The sequence below is a fragment of the Myxococcus dinghuensis genome (assembly GCF_024198235.1).
Lineage (GTDB): Bacteria > Myxococcota > Myxococcia > Myxococcales > Myxococcaceae > Myxococcus > Myxococcus dinghuensis.
Map to the genome: position 1 here is coordinate 178,679 of NZ_JAKCFB010000007.1, position 16,129 is coordinate 194,807.

At 72.5% G+C, this 16,129-nt stretch carries 14 protein-coding genes; 8 read left to right on the forward strand and 6 right to left on the reverse strand.

The annotated features are described in order from the left end of the window. Positions 1 to 17 precede the first annotated feature (17 nt). From LZ198_RS12890 to LZ198_RS12900, 3 genes are read right to left on the reverse strand one after another with little or no spacing between them, the layout of a single operon-like run. A complete protein-coding gene (locus tag LZ198_RS12890; protein ID WP_253972229.1) occupies positions 18 to 1,382 on the reverse strand; it encodes a DUF6986 family protein in 1,365 nt (454 codons plus the stop codon). A gap of 25 nt (positions 1,383 to 1,407) precedes the next feature. After that, the gene (locus LZ198_RS12895) at positions 1,408 to 3,960 is read right to left on the reverse strand and encodes a M1 family metallopeptidase (protein WP_253972230.1); all 2,553 of its coding nucleotides are present in this window, start codon (positions 3,958 to 3,960) and stop codon (positions 1,408 to 1,410) included. A 13-nt stretch (positions 3,961 to 3,973) separates the two neighbouring features. Continuing rightward, complete coding sequence (locus tag LZ198_RS12900) at positions 3,974 to 4,591, reverse strand: hypothetical protein (RefSeq protein ID WP_253972231.1); 618 nt, start codon at positions 4,589 to 4,591, stop codon at positions 3,974 to 3,976. Positions 4,592 to 4,684: 93 nt separating this feature from the next. Between LZ198_RS12900 and LZ198_RS43205 the strand changes: the two genes are divergently transcribed. From LZ198_RS43205 to mtgA, 3 genes are all read left to right on the forward strand, one after another. Further along, on the forward strand, positions 4,685 to 6,739 hold the full coding sequence (locus tag LZ198_RS43205) for a sensor histidine kinase (protein ID WP_267145468.1): 2,055 nt from the start codon (positions 4,685 to 4,687) through the stop codon (positions 6,737 to 6,739). Positions 6,740 to 6,902: 163 nt separating this feature from the next. Beyond that, on the forward strand, positions 6,903 to 7,553 hold the full coding sequence (locus LZ198_RS12915; RefSeq protein ID WP_253972232.1) for an NlpC/P60 family protein: 651 nt from the start codon (positions 6,903 to 6,905) through the stop codon (positions 7,551 to 7,553). 147 nt (positions 7,554 to 7,700) lie between these two features. Then, entirely contained in the window at positions 7,701 to 8,540 is an 840-nt protein-coding gene (gene mtgA / locus LZ198_RS12920; RefSeq protein WP_253972233.1) for a monofunctional biosynthetic peptidoglycan transglycosylase, read from the forward strand. Between the two features lie 139 nt (positions 8,541 to 8,679). On the opposite strand, the gene LZ198_RS12925 is transcribed toward mtgA, so the two are convergent. Genes LZ198_RS12925 through LZ198_RS12935 form a run of 3 tightly spaced genes read right to left on the reverse strand, consistent with a single transcriptional unit; the run spans position 8,680 to position 10,629 of the window. Next, a complete protein-coding gene (locus tag LZ198_RS12925; protein ID WP_253972234.1) occupies positions 8,680 to 9,282 on the reverse strand; it encodes a hypothetical protein in 603 nt (200 codons plus the stop codon). A gap of 28 nt (positions 9,283 to 9,310) precedes the next feature. Beyond that, the gene (locus tag LZ198_RS12930) at positions 9,311 to 9,901 is read right to left on the reverse strand and encodes a hypothetical protein (RefSeq protein WP_253972235.1); all 591 of its coding nucleotides are present in this window, start codon (positions 9,899 to 9,901) and stop codon (positions 9,311 to 9,313) included. After that, positions 9,898 to 10,629 carry a porin family protein gene (locus LZ198_RS12935; protein WP_253972236.1) on the reverse strand — a complete coding sequence of 244 codons (732 nt, stop codon included), beginning with the start codon at positions 10,627 to 10,629 and terminating at the stop codon, positions 9,898 to 9,900. Before LZ198_RS12935 ends, LZ198_RS12930 begins: the two co-directional genes overlap by 4 nt. A 397-nt stretch (positions 10,630 to 11,026) precedes the next feature. Here LZ198_RS12935 and LZ198_RS43410 point away from each other — a divergent pair, with 397 nt between their 5' ends. From LZ198_RS43410 to LZ198_RS12960, 5 genes are all read left to right on the forward strand, one after another. After that, complete coding sequence (locus LZ198_RS43410) at positions 11,027 to 11,242, forward strand: CBS domain-containing protein (protein WP_253972237.1); 216 nt, start codon at positions 11,027 to 11,029, stop codon at positions 11,240 to 11,242. Positions 11,243 to 11,258: 16 nt separating this feature from the next. Further along, complete coding sequence (locus LZ198_RS12945) at positions 11,259 to 12,623, forward strand: phosphatidylglycerol lysyltransferase domain-containing protein (protein WP_253972238.1); 1,365 nt, start codon at positions 11,259 to 11,261, stop codon at positions 12,621 to 12,623. 218 nt (positions 12,624 to 12,841) lie between these two features. Beyond that, on the forward strand, positions 12,842 to 14,149 hold the full coding sequence (locus LZ198_RS12950; protein ID WP_253972239.1) for a cytochrome-c peroxidase: 1,308 nt from the start codon (positions 12,842 to 12,844) through the stop codon (positions 14,147 to 14,149). A 13-nt stretch (positions 14,150 to 14,162) separates the two neighbouring features. Further along, positions 14,163 to 15,281 carry a metallophosphoesterase family protein gene (locus LZ198_RS12955; RefSeq protein ID WP_253972240.1) on the forward strand — a complete coding sequence of 373 codons (1,119 nt, stop codon included), beginning with the start codon at positions 14,163 to 14,165 and terminating at the stop codon, positions 15,279 to 15,281. Between the two features lie 27 nt (positions 15,282 to 15,308). Then, the gene (locus LZ198_RS12960; protein WP_323382477.1) at positions 15,309 to 16,115 is read left to right on the forward strand and encodes a c-type cytochrome; all 807 of its coding nucleotides are present in this window, start codon (positions 15,309 to 15,311) and stop codon (positions 16,113 to 16,115) included. The last annotated feature ends 14 nt before the right edge of the window (positions 16,116 to 16,129 follow it).

Genomic DNA, 16,129 nt, shown 5'->3' on the forward strand with positions numbered 1-16,129 from the left:
CCCGCCTCGAGGCCCGCTCACGCGCCCGAGGCAGGGGCGCGGCGCGACTCGACGATGGCGCGGAAGGAGCGGCTCCGGAGCTCCTCCAGCGTGAGGCCGGTGGCGAGCACCTCCTCCTGCTGGAGCGCGCCGCAGCCCTGGCCCCGCAGGAAGAAGTTGAGCAGCCCCTGGCCCGTGGCCGCGTCGTCGAACACGTCGCCCACCAGCGTGGCCTGGGCCGCCTTCTCCATGAAGGCCTTGAGCCGGCGCGTGGCCGCGTCGAGCCCCTCCAGGAAGAAGGCATACACGGCCGCGTAGCGCACCGGGAGCTGGGCCGGGTGCAAGTCCCACCCCTGGTACCAGCCGCGCTCCAGCGAGTGGCGGATGTGGCGATAGGACTGCTGCCACACCCGCTGCACGGCCTCGCTGTTCTCCCGGAGCTGCGTGGGCAGGAGCTGCGTGTCGCCCTGCTTGCGGTGCGGCGGCACGGGCATCACGTTGGTCGCGCCGTCGGAGAGCATCACGCCCGTGCCCGCGAGCCCGACCTGCACCAGGTCCCGCAGGAAGTCGCAGGCCGGGTGCAGCATGCTCTGCACGTGCGCGCTCACGCTGAGCGCGGCGGTGTAGTCGTACAGCCCCAGGTGCACGCTGGCGCAGCGCCCGCGCCCGGCGGCCACCAGCGCCGGCAGGTGCAGCCGGCCCTCGCGGTCGAAGAGGGCCTGGGGCGTCTCCACCATCAGCTCCAGCTCCAGGGTGCCCGACTCCAGGCCGTGCGCGGACTCGAGCACCTCCAGGATGCGCGCGAGCGCGGAGACCTGCTCGGGCAGCGTCACCTTGGGGAGGGTGACGACGAAGGACGGGGGCAGCTTGCCGCCGCTGTGCTCCAGCAGCGTGGTGACGAACAGGTCGAGCGTGCGCGAGGCGCGCTCGAACAGCTCCTCCGTGAAGGACTTCACGCGGATGCCCACGAAGGGCGGCAGCGTGCCCTGGGCCAGCCCGCGCGCCATCTCCTTCGCGGCGGCCACCGCGTGCGCGTCCTCCTCCGCGTCGGGCCGGTGGCCGTACCCGTCCTCGAAGTCGATGCGGTAGTCCTCCACCGGCTCGCGCGTCAGCTTGTCCTGCACGCGCTCGTAGACGCGCTGGGCGAAGCGGCCCCGCTGGGGCAGCCCCAGGCCGTGGGCCAGCTCGGCCGCGTCCGGCGCGTAGTCCTTCAGCGCCGCGAGCGCCAGGTCCCCCAGCTTCCGCGCGGACTCCGCGCGGAAGAGGTGCGCGCCGCCGTAGACGACGTGCACCGGCTGGCGGCGGGGGGACTCTCCCGGATACGCGCGGGCGAACCCGGTGTTGGCGCGCCGCAGGTCCTCGCGCGCGCCCAGGAGGCTGGTGGGCGTCAAGGTGGTCTTCATCGGGAGCCTCGGGGGAGCGACGCCGTCACGGCTGTTTCTTCAGCCAGGCGGCGACCTGGGGGCCGCAGCGCTCGCGCAGGGCGACGTCCTGGCTCAGCCGCTCCACCGTCTGCGCGGTGGCCTGCTGGGCCTCGGGGACGGGGTGCTCCTGGAGCAGCGCCTTCATCTGCTCCAGGTGCTCGCGCGTGCGCAGCAGGCCCAGCGCCTCGACGATGCGGCGCAGCAGCATGGGGGCGCCGCCCGTGCGGCCCACGACCTCCTTCCACTGCTTGCGCGTCTGCGTCCACCACGCCTCGCGGCCGGTGCGGTTGGCGAGCAGCCCCGACACGAAGCTGGCCACGTCCTGCGTCTTCACCGTGTCCGTGAAGAGCAGCCCCTGCGCGCGCTGCGCCAGCGCCGGCTCCTCGAAGGTCGTCAGCGCCATCAGGTAGCGGCGCTGCGTGGCCGGGTCCGGCTCCTTCGGCACCTTCTGGAGGATGGTGTCGAAGAGGGCCGCGTCGCCCGCGCGGGCCACCATGCCCACCGCGGCGTCCAGCAGGTTGGGCTCCAGCGCGTCGCGCTCGCCCTGGAGCATGCGCGCCACGCGGGGCTTCGCCTCGGCCAGCGCCTTGGGGCTGCGCGCCAGGCCACCCACCGCGCGCACCAGCGCCGCGCGCCGCAGCTTCACGCGGTCGGTCTCGCCCGCCGTCGCCTGCCAGCCCAGCTTCTCGAGGCCGGGGCCCAACAGCTTCTCCACCCACGCGCGCAGCCGCGCCTGGTCCTCGCCGTCCACCAGCCGGCCCTCCACGTAGCCCAGCCGGCCCACCAGCTCGTCCAGGACGGAGTCGTCCTCCTCGCCGCCGAAGCGCGCCGCCAGGTCGAGCAGGTCCGCGACGGACGCCTTGTCCGCGCGCACCAGCGCCCACTGGTCCGCCAGCAGGGAGATGCGCTCCGACGGCGCCAGCACCTGGAGGTTCGCCGCCAGGTCGCGCAGCGTCTTCGCGTCGTACGCCACGCGGTAGAAGCCCGTGGAGCCCGCGTTGGCGCACAGCCACTTCACGTCGCCGGAGCCCTCCAGCTTCACCGTGGCCTTCGTGTCGCGCAGCAGCACCCGCTGCTCATGCACGCCCGCGGCGTCCTCGTAGCGCAGCACCATGGGCACCGGCCACTTCTCCGCGCTCTTCACGCCCGGCTCCGTGTAGAAGCGCTCCTGCGACAGCGACAGCTCGCGCCCCTCGACCTTCGCGCTCACCAGCGGGAAGCCGCTCTGGCCCACCCACGCGGTGGCCAGCTCCTCCACCGGCTGCTTCGCCGCCTCGCCCAGCGCGTTCCACAGGTCCTCCTTCACCGCGTTGGCGCGCGCGTGCTTGCGCATGTACAGGCGGATGCCCTCGCGGAACGGCCCCTCCCCGAGGAAGCCTTCGATCATCCGCAGCACCGCGCCGCCCTTCTCGTACGTAATCGCGTCGAAGCTCTCGCCCGCCTCGCCCGCGTTGTGCACGGCGCCGTGGATGGGGTGCGTGGACTTGAGCGCGTCCAGGTGCAGCGCGCTGGCGCGGTGCGCGTCGAAGTCCAGCCACATGCGCCACTCGGGCTTCCACTGGTCGACGATCTTGAACGCCATCCACGTGGCGAACGCCTCGTTCAGCCACAGGTCGTCCCACCACACCATGGTGACCCAGTTGCCGAACCACTGGTGCGCCAGCTCGTGCGTCACCACCTCCGCCACGCGCTTCTGCACGGACAGGGGCGCGGTGGCCGGGTCCAGCAGCAGCGCCACCTCGCGGTACGTAATCAGGCCCGCGTTCTCCATGGCGCCGGCCTCGAAGTCCGGGATGCCCACCTGGTCCACCTTGGTGAAGGCATACGGCAGCCCGAAGTAGTCCTGGAGGCGGGGCAGCACCGCCAGCGCGACGTCCTGGCCGAAGCGCGTCAGGTGGGCCTTCTCCGCCAGGGCCCAGGTGCGCACGGGGATGTCGCCCACGCGCTCGGCGGGCGTGCCCACCAGCGGGCCCACGACCAGGGCGATGAGGTAGCTGCTGAGCACCTCCGTCTCCTGGAACGTCACCTTCAGGTGCGTGCCGTCCTGCTCCTCCTTCACCACCGGCCCGTTGCCCAGCACCGCCAGGCCCTGGGGGACGCGCACGGACAGGGCCCACTTCGCCTTGAAGGACGGCTCGTCGAAGGACGGGAAGACGCGGCGCGCGTCGGCGGCCTCGAACTGGGTGGCGGCCACCTTGCCCGCCAGGTACAGGCCGCGCAGGCCCTCCGTGAAGGCGCCCTTCCACGCCACGTCCAGGGTGGCCTTGCCCACCGGCAGCGGCGCGTCGAAGCGCAGCACCACCGTCTCGCTCACGGCCACGGGCTGGATGGAGGCCGGGCGGCGCGTCTCACCGCCCGCGCGGAACGTCACCTCGCCCAGCGTGAGCGCGATGGCGTGGAGGATGACCTCCCGCGTGGGCTCGGTCACCTCCACGTCCAGGGTCTGCTGCCCGGAGAACGACTTCGCGTCCAGGTCCAGGGTCAGCGTCGCCGCGTAGCGGCTGGGGCGAACGGTGGGGGGGAGCCGGAAGTTCTTGTCTTCGGTCGGATGCGCCATAGGGAGGCGGAATCTAGCCCCGTCGGCGCCGCGTGCTCCGACTTCTGTGACGGGGATGCAAGAAACCCGTCGTCTCGGGGGTGGGGTGTCCGCCGCCACACCCTTGCCACGAGGGGGGCCGGGCCGGGGGCGGGGCCTCCGGGAGCAGTTGGGCGAAGAGCCCCGACTCGCGCCGGAAGAAGCCCTCGGTGTGGAACGACGCGCCCAGCTCCAGCAGTTGGAAGTCCAGGTGGTGACACAGCTCGTGGAGGACGGTCCGCAGGTACGTGCGGAAGGCCACGACCCGGGCGTGACGCGCGGTGCGCATCCAGACGTGGACGTGGGGCCGCTGGCCGGGTTCCCAGCCGTAGAGGCCGTGCAGCTCGCCCTCGGCCGCGGTGACGGGGCGCACGTCCAGCACCTCCACGCGGGGCGGGGGGAGGCCCAGTTGCGCGCACAGCGCGTCCAGCAGCCGCGTGGTGGCCCGCTCCAGCGGGAGGCGCTCGCCCGACAGCAGGGCCTCCCGGACCGCGCCCACGTAGAAGCGGGGGAGGGCGGGCCGCGCGAGCCGGGGGACGGGCAGGGCGTCGCTCATCCGGTAGACGTGCTGTTCCTGCGGGGAGAGCGCGTGGAAGTAGGGGAAGGGCGCCACGGCCGGGCACTCTACCGGCGGGGCGGCCGGCCCGCCCGCTCCGGGGGCGGGGCTCCGGGGGCGCGGGCTGCTTACCTTGGAATGGGAGGCGGGATGGCACTCTCGTTGGGGCGAGCCGCCTGGGAGCGCGCGGTACTGCTGGCGGTGGCCTTCGAGGCGCTGAAGGTCGTCAGCGCCCGGTTCGTGTTCCCGCCCATGAGCAGCGCCATCCTCTGGCTGCCCGCGGGGCTGTCACTGGCCTTCCTGCTGCGCTCGCCCACGTGGATGTGGCCCGCGCTGCTGCTGGCCATCTTCGCGGCCGAGCTGGGCTCCGTGCTGGCGGAGGGGCTGCCCTGGGGCGTGGGGGCGGCCTGGGCGGTGGGCAACGTGCTGCGCACGCTGGTGGGCGCCGCGTCGATGCGGCGCTGGTTGGGGCCCGTCGTGCGCTTCCACCGCGTGCGGGACGTGCTGGGGCTGCTCGTGCTGGGGGCGGGGGTGGCCGCGCTGCCGAGCGCCACGCTGGGGGCGCTCGGCGCGAAGTGGGGGTTGGGGTCGGCGGCCTCGTTCGCCCACGAGTGGGAGGTGTGGTGGCTGAGCGACGTGCTGGGCACCGTGCTGGTGGCGCCGCTGATGTTGACGTGGTGGCCCGCGCACCGCGGGGCCGCGCGTCCGTGGCGGCTCGTGGAGCTGTGGGGCCTGCTGGCGGCGGTGGCGCTCGTGGGCTTCGTCATCTTCCGGAGCGACGACGTGCCGGACTCGCCGGCCATCACCACCACGCTGCCCTACGCGGCGTTCCCGCTGGTCATCGTCGCGGCCCTGCGGCTGGGCGGGCGCGGCGCGACGAGCGCGTCGGCGGTGATGAGCGCCATCGCGGTGGCGTTCACCCGGCTGGGGCAGGGGCCGTTCGGGGCGTTGCCGGTGCCGGTGGCCTCGCGGGTGATGTCCACGCAGGTGTTCATGGCGGCGCTCGGCCTGTCCGCGCTCACCGTGGCCGCGGTGGTGGCGGAGCGCCGGCGGGCGGAGGCGGCGCAGCGGGTGCTGGCCCGCGCGGGGGCGGTGCTGGCCCGCTCCTCGGACTGGAGCGTGACGCTGCCGCAGGTGACGCGGCTGCTCGTCCCGGAGTTCGCCACGGGGGCCGCCATCTGGCTCTCGGGAGAGGGCGGCCTGGTGGAGCGCGTGGCGGCCTCCGGCTGGACGCAGGCGAGCGAGTGGGGCCTCCGGGGCCAGTTCCCGCCGGTGCCTCCGGAGACGCGGGCGTGGAGCTGGCCGGGGGGCTCGGGGGTGCTCGCGCCCATGCGGGTGCGCGGGCGGGTGGTGGGCGCGCTGGCGCTGACCATGACCCAGGAGGGGCGGGACACGGGCTTGCGCGACGAGGTGCTGGCGGAGGACCTGGCGCGGCGGTGCGCGCTGGCGCTGGAGAACGCGCGGCTGTTGGGCGAGGCGCGCGAGGCGGTGGCGGTGCGCGAGGACTTCATCGCCGTGGCCGCGCACGAGCTGCGGACCCCGCTGGCCACCCTCACGCTGCGGGTCCAGGGGCTGCTGGCGCAATCGCGTGGCACGGAGCTGGCCGGGAAGCTGGACGCCATCCTCCGCCAGGTGCGGCGGCTGACGCGGCTGGTGGAGAACGTGCTCGACGTGAGCTTCTTCACGTCGGGCGACCTGGCGCTGCGGCGCGAGCGGGTGGACCTGGCCGAGCTCGTGGAGGAGGTGGTCTCGCGACACCTGTCGGAGGCGGCGCGGGTGGGGACCTCACTGGAGTTGAAGCGGACGTCCCATCCCGTCCCCGGGTGGCTGGACCGGCGGCGGGTGGAGCAGGCGCTGTCGAACCTCCTGGTCAACGCCATCAAGTTCGGCGCGGGCTCCGCGGTGGACGTGGCGCTGTGGCAGGTGGGGGACCGCGCCCGGTTGACGGTGAGGGACCGGGGCATCGGCGTGCCTCCGGAGGCGGTGGAGCGCATCTTCGCCCCCTTCGAGCGCGCGGTGTCGGTCCACGAGTACGGGGGGCTGGGCCTGGGGCTGTACCTGGTGCGCCGCATCGTGGAGGCGCATGGCGGGTCCGTCCGGCTCATCGATGAGGACGGCGTGGGCGCCACCTTCGTCCTGGAGCTTCCCGTGGAGCCCCGGTTGCGGCGCATGGAGGCGTTGCCGTCTGCCGACCCCGGGGCTTGAGCGCGCCCACCCTGGGTGGTCCGGGTGACAGCGGGGCGAAGGTCTCCGCCATCGTGGGAAACGGATTCGCCACGGCGCGGGCGCGGGGACCCGGGGCGGGTGTCCAGGACAGGACGACACGCGAGGCGTCGAAGGAGGCACGCCGGTTGCTCTCGCCAGGGGCATGGGGCGGGGAGCGTGGTTGGGCGTGGTGGTGGGGTTGTGGGTGTGGGGCTGCACGGCGGAGGCCGCGAAGCGGCGCGCGTCCCCGCGTCCCACCGTGTCGCTGGCGGAGCGCGCGGTGTGGCGCGCGCAGGCGTGGGTGGGGTTGGGCTCGCTGGCGACGGTGAGCACGTCGGTGAACGACGACTGCTCGGGGCTCACGCAGCTCGCGTTCCGCAAGGCCGGGCTGAGTCTCATGCCGGAGCGCACCCTGCCGGGGGAGAACGGGGTGAAGGCCATCTACCGCAAGGCGGGAGAGCTGGGCTCGCTGCGCTCGGTGCCGCGTCCCGGGGACCTGGTCTTCTTCCGGGAGACGGTGGACCGGAACAAGGACGGGCACCGCAATGACGGCCTCACGCACATCGGCATCGTGGAGCGGATCGCCGTGGACGGCACGGTGACGTTCGTCCACCGCGCGGGTGGCGGGGTGAAGCGCAGCCGGCTCAACCTGGACCAGCCGGAGGCGCGCAAGGACGCGCAAGGCCGCGTGCTCAACGACTGGATTCGCCGCCGCGACAAGCGCAACCGAGGCTACCTGGCTGGAGAGCTGGTAGCCGGCTTCGCCTCCGTGGACGAGCGCTGGGGTTCCGCCGCGCGACAGGCCGGGCGGTGAGTCGAGGCCCGGGCGGCGCGTGACGCCGGGCGCCGAAAGGCGCTATGCACCGCCGGGATGTCGACCACGGATGGACGGCCGTCGCCCTCGGAGCCGGGGCGCGCTGGCGCGGTGACCGGGAGCTCCCTGGAGGCGCGCCCCGTCGCCATGGCCTCGGGACCGACGGGGGCGTCACCCGTCACACGGCGCGCGCGGTGGCGTCGGCGGGTCGTGCTCGCGCTGGGGTTGTTGGTGTTCGGGGTGTGCGTCGTCGAGTACGTCCGCCTTCCCGAGGCCGAGCCCCTGGTGAAGGAGAACCCGAAGTCGACGGCGTTGATGGACCAGCGCGCGGAGGAGGCTCGCGAGGCGGGGAAGAAGGCGCGCCGGCGTCAGCACTGGGTCTCGCTCGGCGCCATCTCCCGTCACGCGGTGGCGGCGGTGCTGGTGTCGGAGGACGCGGGCTTCTACGTGCACGAGGGCGTGGACACGGTGGAGGTCCGCAAGGCCATGGAGGAGGCCTGGAAGCAGGGGAAGCTGGGGCGCGGGGCGTCCACCATCACCCAGCAGTTGGCGAAGAACCTGTGGCTGTCCACGGACCGGAGCCTCTTGCGCAAGGCGAAGGAGCTGGTGCTCGCCCACCGCTTGGAGGAGGCGCTCCCCAAGAAGCGCATCCTCGCGCTGTACCTCAACGTGGTGGAGTGGGGGAGCGGTGTCTACGGCATCGAGGCGGGCGCGCGCGAACACTTCGGGGTGTCCGCCTCGCAGCTCACGCCCGCGCAGGGCGCCATCCTCGCGGCGATGCTGCCGGCGCCGCGCAAGCGCTCGCCGTCCTCGGGTTCCCGCGCGCTGTGGAAGCGCGCGCACTGGATCGTCGACCAGCTCGCCTCCGTGGGGCGCCTCTCCGGCGCGGAGGCGGACACGGCCCGCGCGGACATCGACCGGCTCCTGGGACGTGCGCCCGCGGAGACGACGGACGCGGCGGACGACGACACGGACGGCGAGGGTTGAACCGAGAGGTTCGATGTGTTTCGTGTCGGCCCGCTGGGCCGCCGACGGGGGACCTGGACTTGCCGGGTGCCGCGTATGGAGACGGTGGGGCGGTGTCCCGACCGTCACCCGGACGTGGCGCGGGAGTATCCGGGAGCAGCTATTCGGTCGCCGGCTCCTCGCGGAAGTTCGCCTCCGCGATGGAGGCCCCCCAGCAGCACTCCGTTTCGTCCTCCTCGCCGGTGGGGAGGGTGGTGTGGAGGGGGGCGCCCTCCTTCACGTCTGTGAAGTAGAAGAGGTTTCGCGGCAGGACGACGAGCGCGCGGTCGCCCTGGCGCGTGCGCAGGACGAGCTGCGCCAGGGTCGGGTCCGCCAGGTCCGAGGCGCCGTGTGGAACGAAGGTCTCCAGCCTGGGCGCGACGTGAGGCGCCTCCTGTCCGCACCCGCCGTCCTCCGTGGAGACCTCCACCTCCTCCACGTGACAGGCGTCGCCGCCCGCGAAGTGGAACACCGCCTGGACCCGCGTGAAGTAGCAGTCCGGCGTCCCGCAGTCCTGGCCGTGGACGTCCGCCAGCACCGACAGGCGCACCCGGTCTTCCGACAGGGCCTCCACCATGCCGCTGCGCGCGTAGCGCTGGAGCAGGGGCGCCTGGGCACAGTGGGAGGTCGTCCGCGTATCGGGCCGCACCTCCGCCGCCCGGTGGGCACAGCCGGGCAGCGACAGGAGGAGCGCGATGAAGAGGGGGCCATGCTTCAGGGACATGGCCGGGTTCATACCCGACGACGGCCCGCTAGAGCCCGGCGTTCTCCAGCGCGCCGCCGAGCCCCGGGAAGGGCTTGGTGATGAGCGCCTCGAAGACGATGTCCTCGAGGCGGATCTCCACCGGGAGCTGCGGCGGCGTCAGTCCACCCCTCACCACCGTGTTGCTGACGATGAACCACACGCGGCGACGGCCGATGGCCTGCTTCAGCGCTGGCGAGTCGAGGCGCAGCGGCGTCGTCGTGTTGGGGGCGAACTCGCGGGAGGGGAGGATCTCCGCTGCCTGCGCGTAGTACGTCGGCAGGTTCAGGTCGGTGTAGAAGACGGGGTCGTCCGGCGTGGCCTTTCCCGTGAAGGACAGGCGCATCGCGGTGCGCAGCGTCAGCGACGAGGACGGGTTGACGACGGTGAGCCGGGCGGCCACCTGCTCCACGACGATGTCCAGGTCCTGCGTGTTCACCGACTCGTCGGGCAGGTCGATGGCCAGCTCCGCGTAGACGGGCTGGAGCAGGGAGGTGACGGGGACCCGCACGTCGAAGGGCTCGGTCTCGATGGAGATCTGCGCCGAGCACGACGCCAGGACGAGCAGGCACCAGGGGATGAGGAGGGCGCGGGTCTTCATCGGAAGGTCCAGGAGAGGTCGAGGACGGGGAGGACGGCGAGCTTCTCGCCGGGGACGGCCGGGTCGTTCAGGTCCACGTAGGTGGCGCCCACGCCCAGGCCCAGGTGCTCGCCGCCGTAGCGGATGCCGGCGCCGAGGCGGGCCGCCGGGCCGCCCTCGACGCGGAGGCCCGCCTCACCCACGACGGACCAGTTCCCCGCGAACTGGAAGGCGGCCCCGGCGGTGAAGGACAGGTAGTCCGACGTGTAGTGCGCGTAGCGCGCCTCGGCCTGGAGCAGCAGTCGGCCCAAGGACAGGCCGTAGACGCCGTAGAACGCGGGGCCGCTCAGCTCCGGCTCGAAGCGCGTGACGGAGGGGGCCTCCGACTCCACGACGCCCGAGTACACGGAGGCGCCGACGAAGTGCGTGTAGCGCGCCCCGAGCACGAAGCGGTGCGGACCGGCGGCCGCCGCCCAGCGCAGGCCCAGGTTGGGGGCGAGGAGCGCGTCCGCGTACAGCGACGTGTCCACCGCGAGCCCCGCGAACAGCGGCAGCGCGGTGCGCTGCAACCCGAGCACGGGGGCGTCGATGACCTCCGCCGCGTCGGTACCCAACAGGCGCGCGGTGTTGGTGCGGACGCCCTGGGCGTCCTCCGCGGAGGCGAGGGCGGGAGACAGCAGCGCGGCGAGGACGCAGGGCAGGACGCGCCTGACGCGACCTCGCGTTCCAGGGTGTTCGAGTGGGGACAAGCAGGGGGCTCCTGGGGTGGGGGCTCGTGTCGGGTTCGCGTGGACACGCGGTGTGTCGACCGTCCACCGCGCGGTCGGCGTGGCCCCTCGGATGATGGAGGCGCGCGAGGGGCACACGGAAGATGGGTGGTGTCTGACACACCGGGATGTATCGGCCCGCATGCGAGCCACCAGGCGAGCGAGGGTGTGTCCGCTCGCGGCCCGCGTGGTGTTGTTTCACGTCGCGCGGCTCCCGGCGGGCTCAGGGGTTCGGCTCGAAGAATCCATGGGGCTCCCTGTGAGTCCAGGGGCCGCTCCATCAGCGCCGGAAGACGTGCCCGAGGTGGGGTTCGAGCCGGTGGTACGACGGAGTGGGGTTGGTGGGTGGCGGGAGGCCGAGGGCCGGTGCGTCCGGGACGTGGTGGGCCGACCTCCGGCGGTGGCGTATGAGGACAGCTCACTGCGCGAGGCGGCGGACCTCATGTCGGAGGAGGGCGTGGGCCGCCTGCCGGTGCCGTCGCGCGAGACGCCCGGGCGCGGGGTGGGCATCATCACCCGGAGCGACCTGCTGGGCGCGCATCGGCGGCGCCTGGAGAATGCCCGGCGCAGGGCGCGCGCGTGGCAGTCGGCGTGAGGAGCACGTGGACGGAGTGACGAACCCAGTCGCGGACGAGCGGGAGCGGGTGCTCGGGCTGCTGCGCCGCTTCGGCTGGAACGCGACGTCGTTCCAGGTGCTCCAGCCGGGCTTCCGCTACTGGTTCGACGCATCGTCCGAGGCCTGCGTGGCCTACGTGGACACGGGCGGCGCGTGGGTGGCGGCGGGCGCGCCCGTGTCGGCCCCGGAGCGGCTCGCGGAGGTGACGGCGCGCTTCCAGGAGGCGGCGCGCGCGGCGGGGCGGCGGGCGTGCTTCTTCGCCACCGAGCCCCGCTTCACCCAGCGCGTCCCGCTGGCCTCGCTCACCATCGGAGAGCAGCCGGAGTGGGACCCGGCGCGCTGGGAGGGCGTGGTGCGCGGCAGCCGGAGCCTGCGCGAGCAACTGCGTCGCGCCCGCGCCCACGGCGTCACCGTGCGCGAGGTGCCCGCCGCCTTCCTGGAGGAGGACGGACACCCCACGCGCCAGGCGGTGGAGCGCTTGAAGAAGCGCTGGCTCGCGTCGCGACGCATGGCGCCCATGGGCTTCCTCGTGCAGGTGCGTCCGGACGCCTTCGCGCGCGAGCGTCGCGTCTTCGTCGCGGAGGTGGGGGACACCCTGATGGGCGTGCTGCTCGTGTCGCCCGTCTACGCCCGCGAGGGCTGGTTCCTCCAGGACCTGCTGAGGGACCCGGAGTCCCCCAACGGCACGGCGGAGACGCTGGTGGACGCGGCCATGCGCGCGGCGGCGCGGGAGGGGCGGCGCTACGTGACGCTGGGGCTGGCGCCGCTGGCGGGCCCGGTGCGCCCCTGGCTGCGGCTGGCGCGGGCCTGTGGTCGCCCGCTGTTCGACTTCGAGGGGCTGCGCGCGTTCAAGGCGAAGTTCCGGCCCGACGCGTGGGTGCCGCTCCACCTCTCCTATCCGGCGTCGAGCGGAAGCTGGCTCGCGCTGTACGACGCGCTGCGCGCCTTCGCGCGGGGCAGCCTGGTGCGCTTCGGCGTGGCCACGGTGCTGCGCAGGCCCCGGCTGCTGGTGCAGGCGCTGGCGGTGCTGCTCGTCCCGTGGACGTTGCTGCTGGCGCTGCCGGCCACCGGGCGCTGGTTCCCCTCGGCGGGGGTGCAGTGGGGCTGGGTGCTGTTCGACGTGGCGCTCGCGGCGGGCCTCTTCTCGCTGGTGCGCCGCTGGCGTGATGGGCTGGCCACGATGCTCGCGGGCCTCACCGCCGCGGACGCGTGCCTCACCTTCGTCCAGGCCGCGTCCTTCAACGCGGTGCGCGCGCGGGGCCCGGTGGACTGGCTGGTCATCACCGCCGCCGTGCTCGCGCCCGCGACGGCCTCCGGCCTGTTGTTCCGCGCGCGCGACTTCCGCCTCCCCGCGCGCTGAGCGCCGCGCCCGTCACTGGCGACACGACGCCTCACCCTTCCACTGGTCGACACTCCGACGGGGTGGTCCATGCGGAGGGGTTCCAGTGGCGGACACTGCCGCGTCTCCAGGCTGGCTCCCCACCCGGGGACAATGGTCTTTGCGGGGGAGAGCAGTTCCGGCTTCGCGCGCCGCGACTTCCTCGTGGCGTCGTCCGTCGCCGGCTGGGAGGGGTGACCATGCGAACGCCGTCCGGCGTTGCCCTGTCGCTCGCCGTGCTGCTGTCCGTCCACGAGGGGTGGGCCAACCCACCTGCCTCGGCGCCGCCACCGGACCCGTTGCCTCCAGGGGTCTCCGCGGTGCTGTGGAAGGTGTCGGTGCCCGCGAGCGCCGCGCCCACGCCGGAGAAGGTGGCGCTGGGCGAGAAGCTCTTCAACGACAAGCGGCTGTCATTGGATGACAGCGTGTCGTGCGCGACCTGCCACGACCCGAACAAGGGGTTCACCGACGGCAAGACGGTGTCCGAGGGCGTGAAGGGGCTCAAGGGCATGCGCAACAGCCCCACGGTGCTCAACGCCCTCTTCAACGGCTCGCAGTTCTGGGACGGCCGCGCGGCCACGCTGGAGGACCAGGCGAAGCTGCCCATCCTCAATCCGGTGGAGATGGCCATGCCCACGCCGGAGGCGGTGGTGGTCAAGGTGCGCGCCATCCCCGAGTACGCCACGACCTTCCAGCAGGTCTTCAAGCGGGACGTCACGTATGACGACCTGGCGGCGGCCATCGCGGCCTTCGAGCGCACGCAGTTCTCCGGCAGCGCGCGCTTCGACCGCTTCATCTTCGGCGAGAGCAAGGCGCTCACCGACACCGAGCGCCGCGGCTGGGCGCTCTTCAACGGCAAGGCGCGGTGCAACGCCTGTCACGCGGGCAACGCGGTGAACCCGCTGTTCAGCGACCAGAAGTTCCACAACATCGGCGTCGCGGCGCACAAGCAGGACTTCCCGCAGCTGGCGCGCGAGGGCCTGAAGGTGGTGCGCCTGGGCGACGAGAAGCAGATCGACGAGCTGGCGCTCCAGACGCGCTTCTCCGAGCTGGGCCGCTTCCTGGTGACCAAGCAGGAGAACGACGTGGGGGCCTTCAAGACGCCCACCCTGCGCAACATCGGCATCACCGGCCCGTACATGCACGACGGCTCGCTGGTGACGCTGTGGGACGTCATCGACCACTACAACAAGGGGGGCGTCGCCAACCCGTTCCTGGACGGAGGGATGCAGCGACTGGGATTGACGGAGGCGGAGATCGACGACCTGGTGTCCTTCCTCTTCACGCTCACCGACGAGCGCTTCGCGAAGTTCAACACGCAGGAGCTGGCCCGCCAGCGGGCGCGCAAGGGACAGCGGCCCGAGCGGGATACGGCCGTGGCGATGGGGAAGAAGGGGAACCTGGGTGACCTGGCCCCGAATCCGGACCTGGCGGTGAAGAACCCGGCGGACATCGGTGTGTACGGCACCGAGACGCTGGCCAAGCCCGCTTCGACGAAGCAGCCCTGAGGAGGCGCCGCCCATGGGGAACAAGTTCCGCAGCATCGAGACGAAGCACCACGAGGAGCGCGACGCGTTCTTCGAGCAGCTCCAGCGCCTGGACCGCCGCGCCTTCCTGCGCGTGGCGGGCATCTCCGCCGGCATCGCCGCGGGCATGGGGCTGCGCACGCCGCACGGCTTCCAGCTGGTCAACGTGGCGGAGGCGCAGGGGACGAAGCCACGCTTCTCCTTCGCGTACATCTCCGACACGCACCTCTACGAACAGAAGCTCAACGACCGGTTCGTGCGCTCCATCCTGAAGGCGGTGGACGACGTGAACGGGCTGGACCCGCAGCCGGACTTCGTCCTCTTCGGCGGAGACCTGGCGCAGTTGGGGCAGGCCGGCGAGTTGAAGCTGGGCGCGCAGATCCTCAAGAGCGTCAAGGCCCCCGTGCGGATGATGGTGGGCGAGCACGACTGGTTCCTCGACATGGGGGAGCTGTGGCGGGACTTGTTCGGCGCGCCGAACTACGCGTTCGACCACAAGGGCGTGCACTTCGTGGTGCTCAACTCCATCCACGAGAAGGACTTCTGGACGGAGCGCAAGCTCTCGCCCATGGAGCGGATGAAGATCGTCGCGGGCCTGGACAACGGCATCCAGTCCCGCTTCGAGGTGGGCAACGAGCAGCGCGAGTGGATGCGCCAGGACCTGGCGAAGGTGGACAAGAAGACGCCCATCATCGTCTTCAGCCACTCCCCGCTCTACAAGTACTACCGGCCCTGGAACTTCTGGACGGACGACGCGGACGAGGTGCAGGCGCTGCTGCGGCCCTTCGAGCGCGTCACCGTCATCCACGGGCACACGCACCAGATGTTGTCGAACCAGATCGGCAACATCTCCTTCCACGGGATGCTGTCCACGGCGTGGCCGTGGCCGTACGCGCCGGAGGGGCTGCCGAAGCTCACGGTGCAGATGAACCGCCCGGACCCGTTCAGCCAGTTCGACGGGTGCGGCGACGGGCGGATGGAGGTGACGGAGGCGGGGCTGGTGAACAAGCTGTACAACCTCTGGGAGCGCAATCCCATCACCGTGCGCGCGAGCTACCTCACGTCGAACGGGAAGCAGGACGCGCCGCCCCAAACGAAGCTTCCGAGCTACTGAGCGCGAGGGGACACGATGACCTTCCGGATGAAGCTGCTTGCGGGAATGTGCGCGCTGCTGTCGTTCGTGGGGGGCGTGGCGCTGGCCACGAGCCCCGCGCCGACCCAGGCGACCACGGAGCTGCCCCGCCACCAGGTGCCCGCGTCGAAGGACGGCAACCTCGTGGTCGGCATGTGTGACGGAGAGACCTCCCTCGAGGTGAAGGGGGTGAAGGAGGGACAGAAGCTGACGCGCGAGCAGGCGATGCGCGTGTCGGGCGACCTCATGGACGCCTGGCGGAAGAAGAACCCGGACGCGAACTGGGACCCCACGCCGCCACCCGTGCTGGCGCAGGCCCCGAAGCAGCCCACGCAGGGGACACCCAATCCCCCCGCGGGTGTGCAGAAGCCCGCGGTGGGGAGCAGCGTGCGCGAGGGCGGAATCACGGCGGACAGCGGCGGCAAGCAGGTGCGCAAGGAGGCCGGGGTGAACATCCAGGACGGACAGACCTACGGCGCGTTCACCTCGCGCGACGAGGCCATCTGGGCCGCGTCCACCGAGCAGTTCGTCAAGGAGGGCCACCGCGTGTTCCACGACGCGGAGGCGCTCGGTGGCACGGTGGCCATCTCCTGCGACATGTGTCACCCGGACGCGGCGAACACTCACCCGGAGACGTATCCGAAGTACCAGGTGCAACTGGGCCGCGTGGCGCTGCTGCGGGACATGATCAACTGGTGCATCGAGAACCCGGTGCGCGGCATCCCGCTCGCGGACGGAGACCCGAGGTTGCGCGCCATGGAGGCGTACATCTACGCGCAGCGCAAGGGCACGAAGCTCGACTACGGCAAGAAGTGACCCGAGCCCCGAGT

Bases quoted from the DNA above. Each gene is read 5' to 3' on its own strand.
- LZ198_RS12890 (WP_253972229.1), bottom strand. From the start codon at position 1,382: ATGAAGACCACCTTGACGCCCACCAGCCTCCTGGGCGCGCGCGAGGAC.
- LZ198_RS12895 (WP_253972230.1), bottom strand. From the start codon at position 3,960: ATGGCGCATCCGACCGAAGACAAGAACTTCCGGCTCCCCCCCACCGTT.
- LZ198_RS43205 (WP_267145468.1), top strand. From the start codon at position 4,685: ATGGCACTCTCGTTGGGGCGAGCCGCCTGGGAGCGCGCGGTACTGCTG.
- LZ198_RS12915 (WP_253972232.1), top strand. From the start codon at position 6,903: ATGGGGCGGGGAGCGTGGTTGGGCGTGGTGGTGGGGTTGTGGGTGTGG.
- mtgA (WP_253972233.1), top strand. From the start codon at position 7,701: ATGGCCTCGGGACCGACGGGGGCGTCACCCGTCACACGGCGCGCGCGG.
- LZ198_RS12925 (WP_253972234.1), bottom strand. From the start codon at position 9,282: ATGTCCCTGAAGCATGGCCCCCTCTTCATCGCGCTCCTCCTGTCGCTG.
- LZ198_RS12930 (WP_253972235.1), bottom strand. From the start codon at position 9,901: ATGAAGACCCGCGCCCTCCTCATCCCCTGGTGCCTGCTCGTCCTGGCG.
- LZ198_RS12950 (WP_253972239.1), top strand. From the start codon at position 12,842: ATGCGAACGCCGTCCGGCGTTGCCCTGTCGCTCGCCGTGCTGCTGTCC.
- LZ198_RS12955 (WP_253972240.1), top strand. From the start codon at position 14,163: ATGGGGAACAAGTTCCGCAGCATCGAGACGAAGCACCACGAGGAGCGC.
- LZ198_RS12960 (WP_323382477.1), top strand. From the start codon at position 15,309: ATGAAGCTGCTTGCGGGAATGTGCGCGCTGCTGTCGTTCGTGGGGGGC.